Origin of the sequence: Actinocatenispora thailandica (assembly GCF_016865425.1) — a bacterium.
Taxonomy (GTDB): Bacteria; Actinomycetota; Actinomycetes; order Mycobacteriales; family Micromonosporaceae; genus Actinocatenispora; species Actinocatenispora thailandica.
In genome coordinates, this window is record NZ_AP023355.1 from 94,290 (window position 1) to 111,839 (window position 17,550).

The window sequence follows — 17,550 nt, forward strand, 5'->3', positions numbered from 1 at the left end:
CCAGGCACTTCCCGCTGGTACCGGGGTGGCACGGTCGCCGTCCGTGCGCATGCCGGTACCGCGACAGTGAGTGTAGGAACAGCAAGGGAGGCACCGGCAACCGCCGGTGCCTCCCTTGTCGTCTGCCGCAACCCCGGCATCATCGCGTCCGGCGGAGCCGGTGACGTCGCGGTCAGGAGACGGAAGCGGGGCACCGGCCCGAAGGCCGATGCCCCGCCACGTTCGGTGCGACTCAGGCCTCGATGCGCGCGCCGGTCGCCGCGTTGAAGATGTGCGGCGTGCTCTGCGGCTTGAGGTAGACGGTGTCGCCCATGTTCGGCGTGTTGCGCCCCTCGGTACGGATCACGAACTGCTCCTCGGTGCCGTCCAGGTCGGCGCGACCGTAGACGTACGCGTCGGAGCCGAGCTCCTCGACCAGGTCGACGGTCATCGACAGGCCGCCGTCACCCTGGCCGACCAGCTGCACGTCCTCCGGCCGGAAGCCGACGGTCACCTGGCCGTCGGCGCCCTCGCCGGCCGCGGTGACGGCCTCGCGGGTCAGCGGCACAGCCAGCCCGCCGAGGTTCGCGCCGTTGTCACCGAGCTTCACGGTCTTGATGTTCATCGCCGGCGAACCGATGAAGCCGGCCACGAACACGTTCGCCGGCTTGTCGTACAGCGTGCGCGGGGTGTCGACCTGCTGCAGCAGGCCGTCCTTGAGCACGGCGACCCGGTGGCCCATGGTCATGGCCTCGGTCTGGTCGTGCGTCACGTACACCGTGGTGGTGCCGAGGCGGGCCTGCAGCGCGGCGATCTGGGAACGGGTCTGCACACGCAGCTTCGCGTCCAGGTTGGACAGCGGCTCGTCCATCAGGAACACCTGCGGCTCGCGCACGATCGCGCGGCCCATCGCGACCCGCTGCCGCTGACCGCCGGACAGCGCCTTCGGCTTGCGGTCCAGGTACTCCTGGAGGTTCAGCAGCGCCGCGGCCTCCTTGACCCGGCGCTCGATCTCCGGCTTCGGCGTCTTGCGCAGCTTCAGCGCGAAGGCCATGTTGTCGAAGACCGTCATGTGCGGGTAGAGCGCGTAGTTCTGGAACACCATGGCGATGTCGCGCGCCTTGGGGGGAAGGTTGGAGACGTCCTTGCCGTCGATCAGGATGGCGCCGCGGTCGACGTCCTCCAGGCCGGCGAGCATCCGCAGCGAGGTGGACTTGCCGCAGCCCGACGGGCCGACGAGCACGAGGAACTCGCCGTCCTCGATCTCCAGGTTGAGAGCATCGACAGCCGGCTTCGTGGTGCCCGGGTAGATCCGGGAAGCGGCGTCGTAGGTGACAGTTGCCATGGTGATGGCGTCCTTTCACCGGCAGGTACGTGCCGGACGATCCGAGTGAAAGACCGCACAGCCGCGCCGAAGGCGGTGTGCTGTGGCCAACATAGCCGCTGGTCCTGTGAATGAACAGAGCGCGTACGAGCGGTGCCACGGCGCTGACCCGCCGTGCCGGACGCGCCGATCCGCGCGCCACGCGACGCGCCGTTCGACCCCGGATGACCGGAATGCCCCGCCGCGCTCCTGGAGCCGCCTGTCGGCCTCGAACCGACGACCTACGCTTTACAAGAGCGTCGCTCTACCAACTGAGCTAAGGCGGCAAACGCGACCAGTCTAAGGCCTCGGACCAGTGCGGTCGTACTCCTGGGTGCCGCTCCGCCGGTCGCGGTGGCCGGCGGCGCGCAGGTCGATCACCCGGGCGATGCGCTCCGCCGATCTGGCCGGCACGAACCAGCAGGCGTCCCGGACCGAGAGCCGCAGCGCCGACCGCCCGACCGGGATGGTCTGGCCGGACCACGTGCGCGGGAACGCCCGGGTGCCGGGCTCGGCAACCGTCACCGGGTGCCGGGCTCGGCAACCGTCACCGCGGTCGCGTCCCCGATCTCGGACCAGTCGGCTCGCGCGATCGTGCGGCGATCCCCTGGCCGGTGCGGCCCCATCCGTCGGTGTCGTTCCAGCGCCGGGCCAGTTGCACCGCCGCCATGACCAGCAGCCCGACCGCCCCGGCGAACGCCGGCGTGCGGATCAGCCTCTGGTCGGCGAGCAGCGCCAGCACGACGATCAGCACGACCGGCGGGAGTAACTCCAGGACCACGACGAACGCCCTGACGAAGAACAAGGTGGTACGAAACGCGGGGCGCATTCGGCCATCGTAACGGTCCGCTGTCACTCGGTGACCGACGCTCGTGGTCGCCCGCCCGGCCCGTACCCGGATGGTCCGGTCGCCGGTCGGCACCAGTCACCCCTCGGTGCGTGTCGCGGTGGCCCGCGGCCGGTTCGCGGTGGCCCGCAGCGCGATCAACCGGGCGAGCCGTTCCGGCTCACGGGCCGGCAGCAGCCAGGGCTCGGGGCCGGCACCCACCTGCACCATCGGCTCCGGCCCGGCGCCGCCCGGCTGGTCCACGACGCGCACCGTGACCGTCGACGGCGCTACCTGGGCGAGTGGTGTCGTGCGGACGGTGACCGCGCGTGCCGGCCGCCCGTGCCGGCTGGGCTGGCGGTGCAGGAGTGTCAGCGCGTGCGGCTCGACCAGGATCCGGTCCTTCCCGGTCGTCGGCCAGCTCACCGCCAGCGGCGACGCGGCGAGGTCGGCCGGGTCGGCGCGCAGCAACCAACCGACACACCGGTCCGCCAGCCAGCCCGCCAGCAGCCAGCCACCGGCCCCGCCGGCCACGATCGCGACCAGGACCAGCGGCCCCCACGCCGGTTCGTGCGCCGGCCGGACCAGGGCCACGGTCGGGCTGCCGAGAACCAGCACGCCGAGCAGCGCGGCCATCAGCTGGCCGGCCCTGCCCCAGCGTTGGGTGCGGGTGCGATTTCGGTGCAGTTGCCAGCCGCAGTAGCCGACCAACCCGGCGAGTACGGCGTGCGCCGGCAGCGTGGCCGGCTCGACGCCGCGGACCGCGATCGAGAACGCGAGGACGGCGAGCGGCGGGACGAGTTCCAGCGCAGCCACGAACTGCCGGGCGCGACGCAGCCGGGCGGTGAAGTCGGGGGCACCGGGCCACGGTACGGGTAGGACGGCCGCGCGGCTGCCCCGTACGGTGGCGGTCAGGGGGTGCGCAGCAGGGTGGCGCAGGCGTGCAGGGCGCTGCGGACGGCGCCTTCCAGGCTGGGGCTGGCGAGCCAGTCGCCGGCCAGCTGAATGCGCCCGGCGCGGTGGGTACCGGCGCGCAGCGCGTCGTCGCGCGCGTGCAACCGGCGCAGCCAACCCACGCCGAACAGCGGCACGCCGTACCGGTGCCGGACCACCGACCAGCCGAGGATGTCGCCCAGCGGCTGACCGAGCAGCCGCTCCGCCTCGGCCAGCAGCAACGACCGGATCGGTCGGTCCGGCTCGTCGATCAGCTCCGCGCCCAGCTGCGGCGCGGCGCAGATCGCCAGGCCGCCGCGGCCGTCCGGTACCTGGCCGGTACCGCGGATCTCCAGCGGTTCGACCCCGGCGAGCGGGTGCCGGCCCGGCCCGACCGGGCACACCCGGTGCGGCACCGGCGCCGGTGCGGCGAGCGCGACGTGCAGCAGTACCGCCGGGGAGAACTCCGCGTCGTCGGCGAGCCGGCGGTCCGGGTGGTCGGCGGGCAGCAGCGCGCCGGCGAGCGAGGGCGGGCCGGCGAGCAGCACCGCGTCGGCGGTGAGGGTGTCGCCGCCGGCGGTGTCCACGTGCACCCGGTCGCCGTCCGGCCGCAGCGCCACGGCGGTCGTCTCGTACCGCACGTCCAGGGCGGCGGCGACCGACTCCCACAGCGTGCTCAGGCCGCCGCGCGGGCAGTACAGGTGGGTGCCGGGTGCGGCGGCGAGCTGCGCCATCCCGACGACCCGGGACGTGCGGTCGGCCGGCGAGAGCGTCAGCGCGTCGAGCGTGGCCGGCAGGATCCGCTCCGCGTAGTCGCGGCCGACGTGCGCGGTGAACCAGGTCGCGGCGTCGCCGTCGTCCAGGTCGGCGGCGGCGGCCAGGTTGCCCCAGCGTGGCGCGGCCGCGGTCAACCGGGTACCGACGGCGGCGAGCCGTCGCCGGCTGGCCGCGGACAGCAGCGGTGTGCGCAGCAGCGCCGCCATGCTGGTGGGCAGCGGGTGGCGCCGGCCGTCCAGGACGACCCGGCCGTCCATCGGCAGCCGGACCAGATCACGCCGCCCCAGGCCGACCTGCCGGGCGAGGTAGCGGGTGGAGCGGTAGAAGGAGGCGACGAACTCGGCGCCCTGGTCGAACCGCCAGACCTGGCCGTCGACCCGGAGTTCGGCGAGCCCGGACCGGCCACCGGGCCGGGGATCGCGCTCCAACACGGTCACCGTGGCCCCGGCCGTGGTCAGGGCGCGCGCCGCGGTCAGCCCGGCGGGGCCGGCGCCGACCACCACCACCCGTCGAGGTACCGCCATGGCACCCATCATGCCGTGGCAGCGCACCCGGCCGGGCACGCCCCGGCCGCGGTGCCACCACCGGCGTACCAGCCGGGGCCGGGGAACCGTGATCCGGCGGGCCGGTCGACGGTTCCCCGCCCCCTCGTTCAGGACGCGGCGGCCGGCTCCGGCGCGTCGGCCGACTCGGTGGTCGACTCGGTGGTCGGCTCGGTGCCGTCGGCGCCGGGGTAGTCGGCCAGCTCGCGTTCCAGCTCGGCCAGCCGGGCCCGGAGCGCCTCCGCCTCGGCCTGCTTGGCGGACCGGTGCTCGTCGATGACCGCCTCGACCGCACCGGTGATCGACTCGATGTCGATCGCCTGGGCGACCGCGTGCCCGGCGGTCACCGGCAGCGCGGTCGGCTTGACCAGCTTCCGCGAGCCGTGGCTCGCCTCGACCGTCGCGCCGTCGCCGGCGACGGTCACCGTGATGACCACGTCGCCGGCGCCACCGCCGCGGGTCGCCTTCTTCGCCGCGGCCTTGGCGGGGCGGCCCCGCCGGGCCGGTGTGGCCCCGCCGGCCGGCCCGGCCTCCGCGTCGGTGCGGGCGCGTTCGGTGCCGGCGGCCGGGGCGGGCGCGGGGCCGGTGGCCGGAGTGGACCCGGCGGCCGGCGTGGTCGGCTCGGTGCCGTCCGCGCCGGTGGCCGCGCCGTCGGTGTCGGAGAAGGTCGCCGCGGTCCGGGCGATGACGTCGGCGCGGCCGCGCGGCACGACGGCGAGCACCGCGGTCGGCACCCGGACCTCCTGCTCGGATCCGTTCCGGGTGATGCGCACCGTGCCGGGCAGCTCGGCGTCCGGGTCGTAGTCGACCAGGACACCCTTGGTGCCGGCGGGGATCTCACCGTGTGCGGTGTGCACCGAGACCCTGGGCTGCTCGCCTCGCCCCAGCGCACTGATCAGGGCATGCAGGTCGCGATCGCTGAGCTGATCGGTGGAACCAGCGCTCACGCTCGTCCTTTCTTTCCTTCGGTGGTGGCACGACGGAACGGCGTCGGCGACGTTCCGCGGCCCGGACGGCCGGTGCGGGACCGACCTCCGGTACGACAGGTGTGGAAAGACCTTCGCACAGGCGTACGACAGGACGCCCGCACGGGGTAGCCGGGACCGATACTGCCGGTGAACCGGCGACGCCGTGGCCGGTACCGCTCGCCGCGCCGGAGCGGGTGCCTCAGCGGGCCCGGGCCAGGGTGACCGCGAACCGGTCGGTGTCGTCCGGCCACCACTGCTCGACGGTGAAGCCGGCGGCGGCCAGTTCCGCGGTGATGCCGGCCCGGTGGAACCGGGTGGAGACCGCGGTGCACAGCAGCTCGCCGGACGCGAACGGGATGGTCAGGTCGACCGCGCCGAGCGTGACCGTGATCGCGCGGGTCGCCCGCAGCAGCAGTTGCACCCACTCGTGCTCGGCGTCCCAGCGCACCACGTGGTCGAACGCCTCGACCGGGAAGTCGGCGCCGAGCGCGCGGTTGAGTACCCGCAGCACGTTGCGGTTGAACTCGGCGGTGCGGCCGTCCGGGTCCCGGTACGCGCGGACCATCGTGTCCGGGTCGGTGACCAGCCCGACGCCGAGCAGCAGCGCGTCGCCGGCCGCGAGTACCGCCCGGAGCCCGCACAGCAGCTGGGCCCGGTCCGGTGGCAGCAGGTTGCCGATGGTGCCGCCGAGGAACAGGACCAGCCGGTTCCGATCGGCCGGCAGTGCGTCCAGGTGCCGGGTGAAGTCGCCGACGACGGCGTGCACGGCGAGCCACGGGTACCGGGCGGAGAGCGTCGCGGCGGCCGACGCGAGCGCGCTCTCCGACACGTCGAACCCGACGAACCGGCGCAGCGTGCCGTGCTCGTGCCCGGCCTCGATGATCAGCCGCGTCTTGGTCGACGCCCCGGAGCCCAACTCGATCAGGGTGTGCACGTCGGTGGCCGCGACCACCTCCGCGGCGTGCCCGGCGAGTACCGCCGCCTCGGCCCGGGTCAGGTAGTAGCCGGGCAGCCGGGTCAGCTCGTCGAACAGCATGCTGCCGTGCGCGTCGTAGAACCAGGTGGGACGCAGCCACTTGGGGCTCGCGGTCAGCCCGGCGACCGCGTCCGCGCGCAGCGCCCGGGTCCTCTCCTCGGCACCGAGCCGGACGTCGAAGGTGGGCCGCTCGCTCAGCACGCCGCCACCGCCGCAGCCATCCAGTCACGCTATCGCGGGGCCCGGCGGTGCGGTGCCGGTTGCGGACGAGCGGCCACCGTGCGGGTGGTACCGGGGTGGCGCGGTGCACCGGCTGCCGGGTTGCGGCCGGTGCGTGGTTGTGCCGTCGGTAGGCTTCGGCTCATGTCTGCGCACCGCACCCGACTGATGTGCCAGTTGTGCCGGAGTACGGGTGTGGTCTGGGCGCCGAAGATGGCCGTGCAGTGGGGCAGCCGGGAGACGTTCTCGCTGGCCGCGCCGACCCGCTGCCCGGAGTGCCTCGGCACCGGCTGGTTCGAGCTGGCGCGGGCGAAAGCGGGCGGCACCGGCTGACCGCACCGGGCCGGGTGACAGTGCCCACCGTGGGCTCGGGTCGGCGGGCGAAACCGGGCCCGGCGTTGAACGATGGAGCCGTGACCTCCGTCGATGCCCGAGCCGCCGCGATCGGCGAGTACACCCCGGATCCGCGCCGGTGGCGCGCGCTCACGGTGTGCCTGATCGCCGGGTTCATGACCCTGTTGGACGTCAGCATCGTCAATGTCGCGTTGCCGTCGATGCAGGACGGGTTGCACGCCACCGCTTCCGATCTGTCCTGGGTGATCTCCGGGTACGCGCTGACGTTCGGGCTGGTGTTGGTGACCGCCGGCCGGCTGGGCGACGACCGCGGGCGGAAGCGGATGTTCCTGGCCGGGCTGGTGCTGTTCACCGCGACCAGCGCGCTGGCCGGCGCGGCCACCTCCGGTACCTGGCTGGTGCTCGCGCGGCTGTTCCAGGGTGCCGCCGGCGGGTTGCTGAACCCGCAGGTCATCGGCGTGATCCAGCAGCTGTTCCGGGGGCGGGAGCGGGGCCGCGCGTTCGGCCTGTTCGGTGCCGTGGTCGGCATCTCGACCGCGGTCGGGCCGCTGCTGGGCGGGTTGCTGCTGCAGGGGTTCGGTGACCAGGAGGGCTGGCGGTTCGTCTTCTACGTGAACCTGCCGATCGGGGTGCTGGCCCTGTTCGCCGGGGCGCGGCTGCTGCCGCACGACCGGGTCGACCGCACCGGTTCCCGGCACACCCTCGACCTGGTCGGGGTGCTGCTGCTCGGCGCGGCGGTGGTGTCGATCATGCTGCCGCTGATCGAGGCGGAGAAGGACCCGTCGGGTGCGCCGTGGTGGCTGCTCGCGGTCGGTGCGGCGTTGCTCGCCGGCTTCGTCGGCTGGGAGGTGCGGTACCGGAGGCGTAGCCGGCAGCCGCTCGTCGACCTGGCCCTGCTGCGTGCCCGCAGCTATGCGATGGGCACCTCGCTCGGGCTGGCCTACTTCGCCGGTTTCACCGGCATCTTCTTCGTCATCACGCTGTTCTTCCAGCGCGGGCTGGGGTACACGCCGCTCGCCGCGGGCGCCGCGATGCTGCCGTTCGCGATCGGTTCGGCCGGCGCCGCGGCGATCGGCGGTCGCATCGTCTCCCGGTACGGGCGGGCGCTGGTGGTGCTCGGGGTGCTGGCGGTGGCGGTCGGCCTGGCCGGGACCGATCTGGTGCTGGGCGCGTTCGGCGGTGCGCACGTGGCGCTGGTGACGGCGGTACCGCTGGCGCTGGCCGGGATCGGCAGCGGCCTGACGATCGCGCCGAACCAGACGCTGACGCTCGCCGAGGTGCCGCCGGCCGAGGGCGGCACCGCCGCCGGCGTGTTGCAGACCGGCCAGCGGATCGGTTCGGCGATCGGTACCGCGGTCGCCGGGGCGCTGTTCTTCGGCAGCCTGGCCACCACGCACGGCGACTACCACCGGGCGGCGGCGCTCGGTATCCGCGGCTCCATCGCGTTGGTGCTGGTCGCACTGCTGGTCGGCCTGGTCGATCTGGCCTTCGACCGGCGGCGCCGGCGGGCCGGAGTGGCGCCGGGCGGCACGGGTGGCGCCCGGGTGTGACCTGCGCCGCCGCGACAGTTGGCGAGCCTGACTCCGTATTAGCGTGGTGGTCGTGGTGCGACGAGGCGAGCGATGAGCGCGGATGGTGACGGAACGGGACGCAACGCCGGCGGAGCCGGTTCGTCGGGTGCTGTCGGCGGAGCCGGTTCGTCGGGTGCTGTCGGCGGTGCCGGTTCGTCGGGTGCTGTCGGCGGTGCCGGTTCGTCGGGTGCTGTCGGCGGTGCCGGTTCGTCGGGTGCTGTCGGCGGTGCCGGTTCGTCGGGTGCTGTCGGCGGTGCCGGTTCGTCGGGTGCTGCCGGCTCGGTAGGTTCCGCCGGCGGATCGTCCAGCGAGACCGGGTGGTTGCGCCGGCTGCTCGGGTACTGCTGGCGCTACCGCGGCCGGGTGATCGTGGCGTTCGGCGCCTCGGTGGTCGGGATGGCCGTCACCGCGCTGGTGCCGCTGATCCAACGCTCCATCGTGGACGATTCGATCCTGTCCTCGAAGCGCCCGCTGCTGCCGCTGGTGGGGCTGCTGGTACTGGCCGCGCTGGCCGTGTACGGCACCGCGTTCCTGCGCCGCTACCACGGCGGCCGGCTCGCCCTGGACGTGCAGCACGACATGCGTACCGGGCTGTTCGCGGCGCTGTCCCGGCTGGACGGCGCGCGCCAGGACGAGTTGCAGACCGGGCAGGTGGTCGGCCGGGCCACCTCGGACATCACCATGGTGCAGGGCCTGCTCGGGATGTTCCCGATCATGATCGGCAACGTCCTGCTGTTCGGCATCTCGCTGGTCGTGATGCTCACCCTGTCGCCGTTGCTGACGCTCGTCGCGCTGGCGGTCGGCCCCGGGCTGTACTGGATCTCCGTACTGTCCCGGCGCAAGCTGTTCCCGGCGACCTGGGCGGCGCAGCAGGAGGCGGCGGCGGTCGCGGCCGAGGTGGACGACGCGGTCACCGGGGTCCGGGTGGTCAAGGGCTTCGGCCAGGAGTCGCAGGAGCTGACCAAGCTGGAGCGGGTGGCCCGGCGGTTGTTCGCGTCCCGGCTGCGCGCGGTGCGGCTGAACAGTCGGTACAACCCGGCGCTGCAGGCGATTCCGGCGCTCGGCCAGGTCGGTGTGCTGGCCCTGGGTGGCTGGCTCGCGGTCCATCAGTCCATCACGCTCGGCACCTTCCTCGCGTTCTCCAGCTACCTGGCCCAGCTGATCGGCCCGGTACGGATGCTCGCCGGGCTGCTGACCATCGGCCAGCAGGCGCGCGCCAGCGTCATCCGGGTGTTCGAGGTGATCGACTCGCAGCCGCTGGTCACCGAGGCGCCGGACGCGATCGACGTACCGGCGGGCGCGATGTCGACGCGGGCCGCGGCCGGCTCGCCGGTCGTCGAGTTCGACGACGTGCACTTCGGGTACGTGCCGTCGCAGCCGGTGCTGTCCGGGCTGACCCTGTCCGCGGCGCCGGGCGAGACGATCGCGCTGGTCGGCTCGTCCGGGTCGGGCAAGTCGACGGTGTCGCTGCTGCTGCCCCGGTTCTACGACGTGGCGAGCGGCGCGGTGCGGGTCGCCGGGCACGACGTCCGGGAGCTGACCATCGACTCGCTGCGCGCCTCGATCGGGCTGGTGATGGAGGACAGCTTCCTGTTCTCCGAGTCGATCCGGGACAACATCGCGTACGGGCGGCCGGACGCCACCGACGAGCAGGTGGTCGCCGCGGCGAAGGCGGCGGAGGCGCACGAGTTCGTCCTCGGTCTGCGCGACGGGTACGACACGATGATCGGGGAGAAGGGGCTGACCCTGTCCGGTGGCCAGCGGCAGCGGGTGGCGCTGGCCCGGGCGCTGATCACCGATCCGCGGATCCTGGTCCTCGACGACGCGACCTCGGCGGTGGACGCGCAGGTCGAGGCGGAGATCCACGCGACCCTGCACCGGGTCATGCAGGGGCGCACCACGCTGCTGATCGCGCACCGCCGCTCCACCCTGGCGCTGGCGGACCGGATCGCGGTGCTGGACGGCGGCCGGGTCGTCGACATCGGTACCGAGGACGAGCTGGCCCGGCGCTGCCCGCTGTACAACCTGCTGCTGTCCGGGCCGGGCGACGACGCGGAGGGCATCGACGCCGGGGAACTGCCGGCCGAGCCGGCGCCGGTGGTACCGGATTCGGCGGCGGACGAGCTGAACGACGACGGGACGACCGCGCGGCTGTGGGATCCGAGCCGGGCGCCGGAGCCGGAGTACCTGCCGGGCCTGGCCGGCGATCCGGCCGCGGCGTCGCGCGGCGCTGCTGCCGGCCGCGGCGGGGGCGGTGGCGGCGGTGGTGGCGGTGGCGGTGGTGGCGGGATGGGCCGGATGGGCGGTGCGCTGGCCAGCATGCCGCCGACGCCGGACCTGCTGGCGAAGGTCGCGGCGTTGCCGCCGGCCACCGACACCCCGGACGTGGACGACGACGCGGTCCGCGCGGCCGACCCGCGGTTCAGCCTGCGCCGGCTGATCGCCCCGATGCGTACCCCGTTGCTGGTGGCGCTGCTGCTGGTGGCGGTGGATGCGGCGGCGACGCTGATCCTGCCGGCGCTGATCCGGTCGGGCGTCGACTCCGGGGTGCAGCACCGGGACATGACGGTGATCGCGACCGTGTCGATCCTCGGCCTGGGCGTCGTGCTGATCGACTGGATCGTCCAGATCGGACAGACCCGGATCACCGGCCGTACCGGTGAGCGGATGCTCTACGCGCTGCGGGTCAAGACGTTCTCGCACCTGCAGCGGCTGGGCCTGGACTACTACGAGAAGGAGCTGTCCGGCCGGATCATGACCCGGATGACCACCGACGTGGACGCGTTCTCGTCGTTCCTGCAGACCGGGCTGGTGCAGGCGGTGGTCTCGGTGCTGACGTTCTTCGGCATCCTCGGTGCGCTGCTCTACCTGAACGTCGAGCTCGGCCTGGTGGTCTGCTCGGTGCTGCCGGTGATGGTGCTGGCCACGCTGGTGTTCCGGTCGCGGTCGTCGCGGGCCTACACCGAGGCGCGGGAGAAGGTCGGCATCGTCAACGCCGACCTGCAGGAGAACGTCGCGGGCATGCGGGTCGCCCAGGCGTACCGGCGGGAGGGGCACAACCGGGCCCGGTTCTCGGCCCGCTCGGACGACTACCGGCGCACCCGCACCCGGGCCCAGCGCTACATCGCCACCTACTTCCCGTTCGTGCAGTTCCTGTCCACTGTGGCCGGTGCCCTGGTGCTGGTGGTCGGCGGCCAGCTGGTCCACAGTGGATCGTTGAGCGCCGGCGCGCTGATCGCGTACCTGCTCTACATCGAGATGTTCTTCGCTCCGGTGCAGCAGCTGTCCCAGGTCTTCGACGGCTACCAGCAGGCCGCGGTGGGGTTGCGCCGGATCGTCGAGCTGCTGCGCACGCCGACCAGCACGCCGCAGGCCGCCGACCCGGTCCCGGTGCCGCCGCGGCTGCGCGGCGAGATCGCGTTCGCCGACGTGTCCTTCGGCTACTCGCCGGACCTGCCGCCGGCACTGTCCGATGTGGACCTTGCGGTACGGCCGGGGGAGACGGTGGCGGTCGTCGGGGAGACCGGTGCCGGCAAGTCGACGCTGGTGAAACTGGTCTCCCGGTACTACGACGTGACCGGCGGCGCGGTGCTGGTCGACGGCGTGGACGTTCGCGACTACGACCTGCCCGGCTACCGGCACCGGATGGGCGTGGTACCGCAGGAGCCGTACCTGTTCCCGGGCACCGTGCGGGACACGATCGCCTACGGCCGGCCGGCGGCGACCAACGCCGAGGTCGAACGGGCGGCACGGGCGGTCGGCGCGCACGACATGATCGCCCGGTTGGACGGCGGCTACTACCACGAGGTGGCCGAGCGGGGCCGCAACCTGTCCAGCGGTCAGCGGCAGCTGCTCGCGCTGGCCCGCGCGCAGCTGGTGGAGCCGGACATCCTGGTGATGGACGAGGCGACCGCCGCGCTCGACCTGGCCACCGAGGCCGAGGTCACCCGGGCCACCGATCGCCTGGTGGGGCGGCGAACCACGCTGGTGGTGGCGCACCGGCTGACCACCGCGGCGCGGGCGGACCGGATCGTGGTGCTCGACCGCGGCCGCGTCGTCGAGACCGGTACGCACGCCGAGCTGCTCGCCGCCGGTGGCCACTACGCGCGGCAGTGGGAAGTCTTCACCACCGGCCGCACCACGTCCGCCGCGCGCTGAGGCGAGCGCGCCGCCGCGATCGCGATCGGTACTCGCCCCGCCGCGCTGCGTGCGCGTTGGCGACCTGTAGGTGTCCGGCAGGTTAACGGCATCTGTATTGCGGGTTGCGGCACGGCAAGACGCTGCTCTATCTTCCCGTGAACGCTGTCGTAAATATCTTTCATCGACCGCGTTGGGCGTCGTGCCGGTTGCCGTGGTGGGAGGGAACGTTGACAGTCACTGACCGATCATCGGCGGCTACCGCCGAGGCTGATCCGCCGGTGGTGCGGTCGGCCAGCAGGACGCGCCGGAAACGGCGCGAGTACCTGCTGTTCCTGCTGTTCATCGCGCCGAACGCGGTGCTGCTCGCGGCCTTCGCGTACTGGCCGATCGTGTTCAACGGGATCCTCAGCCTGACCAGCTGGGACATGGTCTCGCCGCACATCCCGTTCGTTGGTCTGGCCAACTACCGGGACATGTTCTCCGACCCCGACTTCTGGTGGGTCATCCTGCGGACGATCCTGTTCTCCGGCGCCGTCGTGATCGGCTGCGTGGTGGCCGGCCTGGCGGTCGCGATCCTGCTGAACCAGAAGCTGCGCGGCCGCAACGTGGTCCGCACCGTGGCGTTCGCGCCGCACATCCTGTCCGGCGTCGCGATGGGTACCGTCTGGCTGTTCATCTTCGACCCGCAGATCGGGTTGATGAAGATGGTGCTGGGCAAGATCGGCGCCGACGGCCCGGCCTGGATGACCGACTCGAACTGGGCGCTCGCCGGCCTGATCATCGTCTACCTGTGGAAGACGATCGGGTTCGTCGCGGTGGTGTACGTGGCCGGCTTGCAGGGCATGCCGACCGACCTGTACGAGGCGGCGAAGCTGGACGGCGCCGGTGCCTGGACGCTGTTCCGCAAGATCACGTTCCCGCTGCTGTCGCCGGTGACGTTCTTCGTCGTGGTGGTCACGATCGTCGCGACGTTCCAGGCGTTCGACGTCATCGCCATCATGACCGACGGCGGTCCGGGCGACGCCACCACCACGATCTCCTGGTACATCTACAAAGAGGCCTTCCAGGCTCTGGACGCCGGCCACGCGGGCGCCGGTGCGCTCGTGATGTTCGTGATCCTGATCGCGATCACCGCGGCCCAGGCCCGGTTCATGGAGCGGAAGGTGCACTACCGATGAAGACCCTGGGTGCCGGCCTGAAATACCTCGGGCTGATCGTCGTCCTGGTGCTCGCCGCGGTGCCGATCTACTGGCTGCTGTCCACCTCGGTCACCTCGCCGGAGAAGATCTTCCAGTTCCAGTGGTTCCCGGACGGGCTGAACTGGCAGAACTACGTCGACGGCTGGAAGTCGGCGCCGTTCGGCGCGATGTACAAGAACTCGATCATCGTCACGCTGGCCGGCGCGCTGATCCAGATCTGCGTGGCGATCCTCAGCGCGTACGCGTTCGCGTTCCTCGACTTCCCGGGCAAGCGCATCGTGTTCCTGGTCTTCCTCGGCGCGATGATGGTCCCCGGCACGGTCGTACTGATGCCGAACTTCCTCACCATCGCGGCGCTCGGCTGGGTCAACAGCTACGCCGGCATCGTGATCCCCGGGGTCGGCTCGGTGTTCGCGATGTTCCTGCTGCGGCAGCACATGTTGACGCTGTCCTCCGAGGTGACCGACGCGGCCAAGGTCGACGGGGCGAACCACCTGCGCATCCTCTGGCACGTGGTGCTGCCGATGTCGCGGCCGATGGTGGTCACGGTGATCGTGGTGGCGCTGGTGGAGAAGTGGAACGACTTCGTCTGGCCGCTGGTGTCCACCAGCACCGACTCGATGCGGACACTGCCGGTCGGGCTGCTGATGATCAAGGACGCGCAGGGCTTCACGAACTGGGGCGCGGTGATGGCCTCCTCGGTGTTCATCGTGGTGCCGGTGCTGATCGTCTTCTTCATCGCCCAGCGCCAGATCATCGCCGGGCTCACCGCCGGCGCGACGAAGGGCTGAGAATGAACGCGAACGCACGCGCCGCGTTGAGCCGGCGCACCCTGCTCGCCGCGCTGGGACTGACCGGCGCCGCGGCGATGTCCGGCTGCGCCGGCGACTTCCGGCAGACCGCCGGATCGGTCCCCGGCAAGTACGCCAAGCGGCAGCACGTGGTGTTCTGGCACTCGTTCGGCGGTACCCCGCTCGCGGTGCTCACCGAGCTGGTGGCGAAGTTCAACGACAGCCAGTCGGACATCTACGTGGAGGCCCAGTTCCAGGGCAGCTACGAGATGACGATGCAGAAGCTCGCCACCGCCATCGTGGCCAAGCAGGTCCCGGACATCTGCGTACTGTCCGAGATCACCTGGCGCAAGATCCACCTGGCCGACGCGCTGGAGCCGTACGACGACTTCTTCGACGGCGACGTGCGGCCGGACCAGTTCATCGACCAGTTCATCCAGGAAGGCACCGTCCAGGGGAAGCTGTGGTGGCTGCCGTTCGCGCGCAGCACGCCGCTCTTCTACTACAACAAGACGCTGTTCGAGAAGGCCGGGCTGTCCCCGGACGGGCCCGAGTCGTGGGAGCAGCTGCAGCAGTGGGCGCCGGCCATCATGCGGCAGAAGACCGCCGCCGGGCATCCGAAGGTGCTCGCGCTGGGCAGCACCTACTCCAGCTGGTACTTCCAGAGCAACATCTGGACCTGGGGCGGCCACTACTCGCAGGGGTTGGACGTCACGTTCGACACCAGGCCGGTGATCGCCGCCGGTCAGTGGATGGTCGACTTCATCCGCAAGCACCGGGCCGCGTACCTGTCGCAGAAGCCGGACCAGGACATGGGCAGCGGCATCACCGCGTGCTACCTGTCCTCGACGGGCGGGCTGAAGCAGGCGAGCCTGAACGCGGAGGGCGGCAAGTACCAGGTCGGCACCGCGTTCCTGCCGCAGCACGACGGGAACTTCGGCTGCCCCACCGGCGGGTCGGGCATCGGCATCCTCAAGTACGCGGCGAAGTCGCGCAAGGAAGCCGCCTGGCAGTTCCTGAAGTTCCTGGCCCAGCCGGTGAACTCGGCGCACTGGACGGTCGGTACCGGGTATTTGCCGGTGGTGAAGGCGGCCCGGCAGCAGCAGGAACTCGTCAAGGCGACCAAGGACAAGAACTACCTGACCGCGTTGAACCAGCTGCCGAAGACCCAGCCGCAGGACCTGATCCGACTGATCGTGTCCAGCGCCGGTGACACCATGGACGAGCAGCTGACCAAGCTGTACTCGTCGGGCGCGTCGGTGCCGGACGTCTTCGGCCGGCTGGACAAGAAGCTCAGCTCGCTCGCCGATCTGATCCGCGAGACCTACGACTCGCACTACCACTGACGCTGTCCCGGACGCCGCGCGGGGACCGTGCGGCGTCCGGGTGGTGTTCGGTTCGCCGCGCCGGAGCCGATCAGGTGACGTCGCGCATCCGCTTGGTGATCAGCGGTGAGACGAAGTACATGACCACGCCGAGCAGTGCGACCACGCTGCCGACGATGGCGAAGTAGGCGACCTCGGTGCTCGGATCGAACACCGGGACGATCTGGGCGCTGATGCCCTGCGCCGCGGCGTCGGACAGGAACCACAGGCTCATCGTCTGGGACGCGAACGCGACCGGCGCGAGCTTGGTGGTGGCCGACAGCCCCACCGGGGACAGGCACAGTTCGCCGAAGATGACCAGCACGAAGCTGCCGACCAGCCAGAACGGGCTGGCCGGTACCGAGGTTCCGTTGATCAGCCCGGGCCCGGTCATCAGCAGGTAGGACAGGCCGGCGAGGAACATCCCGGCGGCGAACTTGCGCGGCGTCCGTGGCTGCCGGTCGCCGAGTTTGGTCCACAGCAACGCGAACAGCGGCGCGAACAGGACGATCGCCAGCGGGTTGATCGACTGGAACCAGGCCGGCGGGATGTCGAAGCTGCCGAGCTTGAGGTCGGTGCGCTGCTTCGCGAACGTCGCGAGCACCACCGAGCCCTGCTCCTCGATCATCCAGAAGAACATCGACCCGACGAACAGCGGGATGTACGCCCGGACCCGGGACCGCTCGTCCGCGGTGGTGCGCGGGCTGCGCAGCATGATCACGAAGTACGCCACCGGCAGTGCGATCGACAGCAGCGAGATGATGTCGATGATCCAGCCGACGGTGAACACCCCGCCGAGCACCATCCCACCCAGCACGAGGACGACGACGATCGCGCCGATGCCGAGTCGGGTGGCGATCGGGCGCCGCTCGTCGGGCGTGATCGGGTTGTGTGCCTTGGTGCCGGCGGTGCCCATCCAGCTGCCCAGCACGACGTAGAGCACCAGGGCCAGTGCCATGCCGAACGCGGCGAAGCTGAACCCGGCGTGGTAGTTGTACCCGTTGGCCAGCGCGCCGACCACGATCGGCGCGATGAACGCGCCGATGTTGGTGCTCATGTAGAAGATCGAGAAGCCGGCGTCCCGGCGGGCGTCGCGCCGGCTGTAGAGGTCGCCGACGACGTTGGAGATGTTCGGCTTGAGCAGCCCGGTGCCGAGCACGATGAAGATCATCGACAGGTAGAGCGCGAGCAGGCCGCCGGTGGGGATGGCCAGGCAGATGTGCCCGCACATGATCAGGCTGCCGCCGATGAAGATCGACCGGCGGGAGCCGAGCAGCCGGTCGGCGATCCAGCCGCCGATGATGCCGGACATGAACACGGCCGAGCCGTAGATCGACATCAGCGACGCCGCGGTGCCCTGCGGGATGCCGAGGCCGCCCTTGCTGACCGCCGTGTACATGTAGTACAGCAGGATGGCGCGCATGCCGTAGTAGCTGACCCGCTCCCACAGCTCGGTGAAGAACAGCGTGGCGAGGCCGCGCGGATGGCCGAAGAAGCCGTACTGCGGTGCGTCCGGTACCGCGTCGTCGTCGACTGCCTGCGCCACCG

14 protein-coding genes and 1 tRNA gene are annotated in these 17,550 nt (G+C 71.7%); 7 read left to right on the forward strand and 8 right to left on the reverse strand.

Translation table 11 applies throughout. The features are described 5' to 3' along the window. Positions 1-232: 232 nt before the first annotated feature. From Athai_RS00450 to egtD, 7 genes are all read right to left on the reverse strand, one after another. Positions 233-1,324, reverse strand: a complete 1,092-nt coding sequence (locus Athai_RS00450; protein WP_203959618.1) for an ABC transporter ATP-binding protein — start codon at positions 1,322-1,324, stop codon at positions 233-235. Between the two features lie 229 nt (positions 1,325-1,553). Next, positions 1,554-1,629: transfer RNA gene (locus tag Athai_RS00455), tRNA-Thr, on the reverse strand. 260 nt (positions 1,630-1,889) lie between these two features. After that, positions 1,890-2,171, reverse strand: a complete 282-nt coding sequence (locus Athai_RS00460; protein ID WP_203959619.1) for a hypothetical protein — start codon at positions 2,169-2,171, stop codon at positions 1,890-1,892. Between the two features lie 96 nt (positions 2,172-2,267). Then, positions 2,268-2,984: a hypothetical protein gene (locus tag Athai_RS00465; protein WP_203959620.1), complete on the reverse strand. Its 717-nt coding sequence runs from the start codon at positions 2,982-2,984 to the stop codon at positions 2,268-2,270. Positions 2,985-3,079: 95 nt separating this feature from the next. After that, a complete protein-coding gene (locus tag Athai_RS00470; RefSeq protein ID WP_239156621.1) occupies positions 3,080-4,402 on the reverse strand; it encodes a protoporphyrinogen/coproporphyrinogen oxidase in 1,323 nt (440 codons plus the stop codon). Between the two features lie 128 nt (positions 4,403-4,530). Next, the gene (locus Athai_RS00475) at positions 4,531-5,367 is read right to left on the reverse strand and encodes a hypothetical protein (RefSeq protein ID WP_203959622.1); all 837 of its coding nucleotides are present in this window, start codon (positions 5,365-5,367) and stop codon (positions 4,531-4,533) included. 220 nt (positions 5,368-5,587) lie between these two features. Beyond that, positions 5,588-6,562: an L-histidine N(alpha)-methyltransferase gene (egtD, locus tag Athai_RS00480; protein WP_203965237.1), complete on the reverse strand. Its 975-nt coding sequence runs from the start codon at positions 6,560-6,562 to the stop codon at positions 5,588-5,590. A 165-nt stretch (positions 6,563-6,727) separates the two neighbouring features. Between egtD and Athai_RS00485 the strand changes: the two genes are divergently transcribed. The 7 genes from Athai_RS00485 to Athai_RS00515 all read left to right on the forward strand — a co-directional run bounded on the left by Athai_RS00485 (position 6,728) and on the right by Athai_RS00515 (position 15,984). After that, entirely contained in the window at positions 6,728-6,916 is a 189-nt protein-coding gene (locus Athai_RS00485; RefSeq protein ID WP_203959623.1) for a hypothetical protein, read from the forward strand. Between the two features lie 80 nt (positions 6,917-6,996). Further along, positions 6,997-8,487, forward strand: coding sequence for an MFS transporter (locus Athai_RS00490; RefSeq protein WP_275422354.1), 1,491 nt, complete (start codon positions 6,997-6,999; stop codon positions 8,485-8,487). 82 nt (positions 8,488-8,569) lie between these two features. Continuing rightward, positions 8,570-8,794 carry a hypothetical protein gene (locus Athai_RS00495; RefSeq protein ID WP_203959624.1) on the forward strand — a complete coding sequence of 75 codons (225 nt, stop codon included), beginning with the start codon at positions 8,570-8,572 and terminating at the stop codon, positions 8,792-8,794. A 35-nt stretch (positions 8,795-8,829) separates the two neighbouring features. Further along, positions 8,830-12,666 (forward strand): ABC transporter ATP-binding protein, encoded by a 3,837-nt coding sequence (locus tag Athai_RS00500; protein ID WP_239156623.1) that lies wholly within the window; start codon positions 8,830-8,832, stop codon positions 12,664-12,666. 209 nt (positions 12,667-12,875) lie between these two features. Beyond that, complete coding sequence (locus Athai_RS00505; protein ID WP_203959625.1) at positions 12,876-13,826, forward strand: carbohydrate ABC transporter permease; 951 nt, start codon at positions 12,876-12,878, stop codon at positions 13,824-13,826. After that, positions 13,823-14,638, forward strand: coding sequence for a carbohydrate ABC transporter permease (locus Athai_RS00510; protein WP_203959626.1), 816 nt, complete (start codon positions 13,823-13,825; stop codon positions 14,636-14,638). The genes Athai_RS00505 and Athai_RS00510 overlap by 4 nt, the downstream gene beginning before the upstream one ends. A gap of 2 nt (positions 14,639-14,640) precedes the next feature. Continuing rightward, positions 14,641-15,984: an ABC transporter substrate-binding protein gene (locus Athai_RS00515; RefSeq protein ID WP_203959627.1), complete on the forward strand. Its 1,344-nt coding sequence runs from the start codon at positions 14,641-14,643 to the stop codon at positions 15,982-15,984. Between the two features lie 70 nt (positions 15,985-16,054). On the opposite strand, the gene Athai_RS00520 is transcribed toward Athai_RS00515, so the two are convergent. Beyond that, a complete protein-coding gene (locus tag Athai_RS00520) occupies positions 16,055-17,548 on the reverse strand; it encodes a peptide MFS transporter (protein ID WP_239156624.1) in 1,494 nt (497 codons plus the stop codon). Positions 17,549-17,550 lie beyond the last annotated feature (2 nt).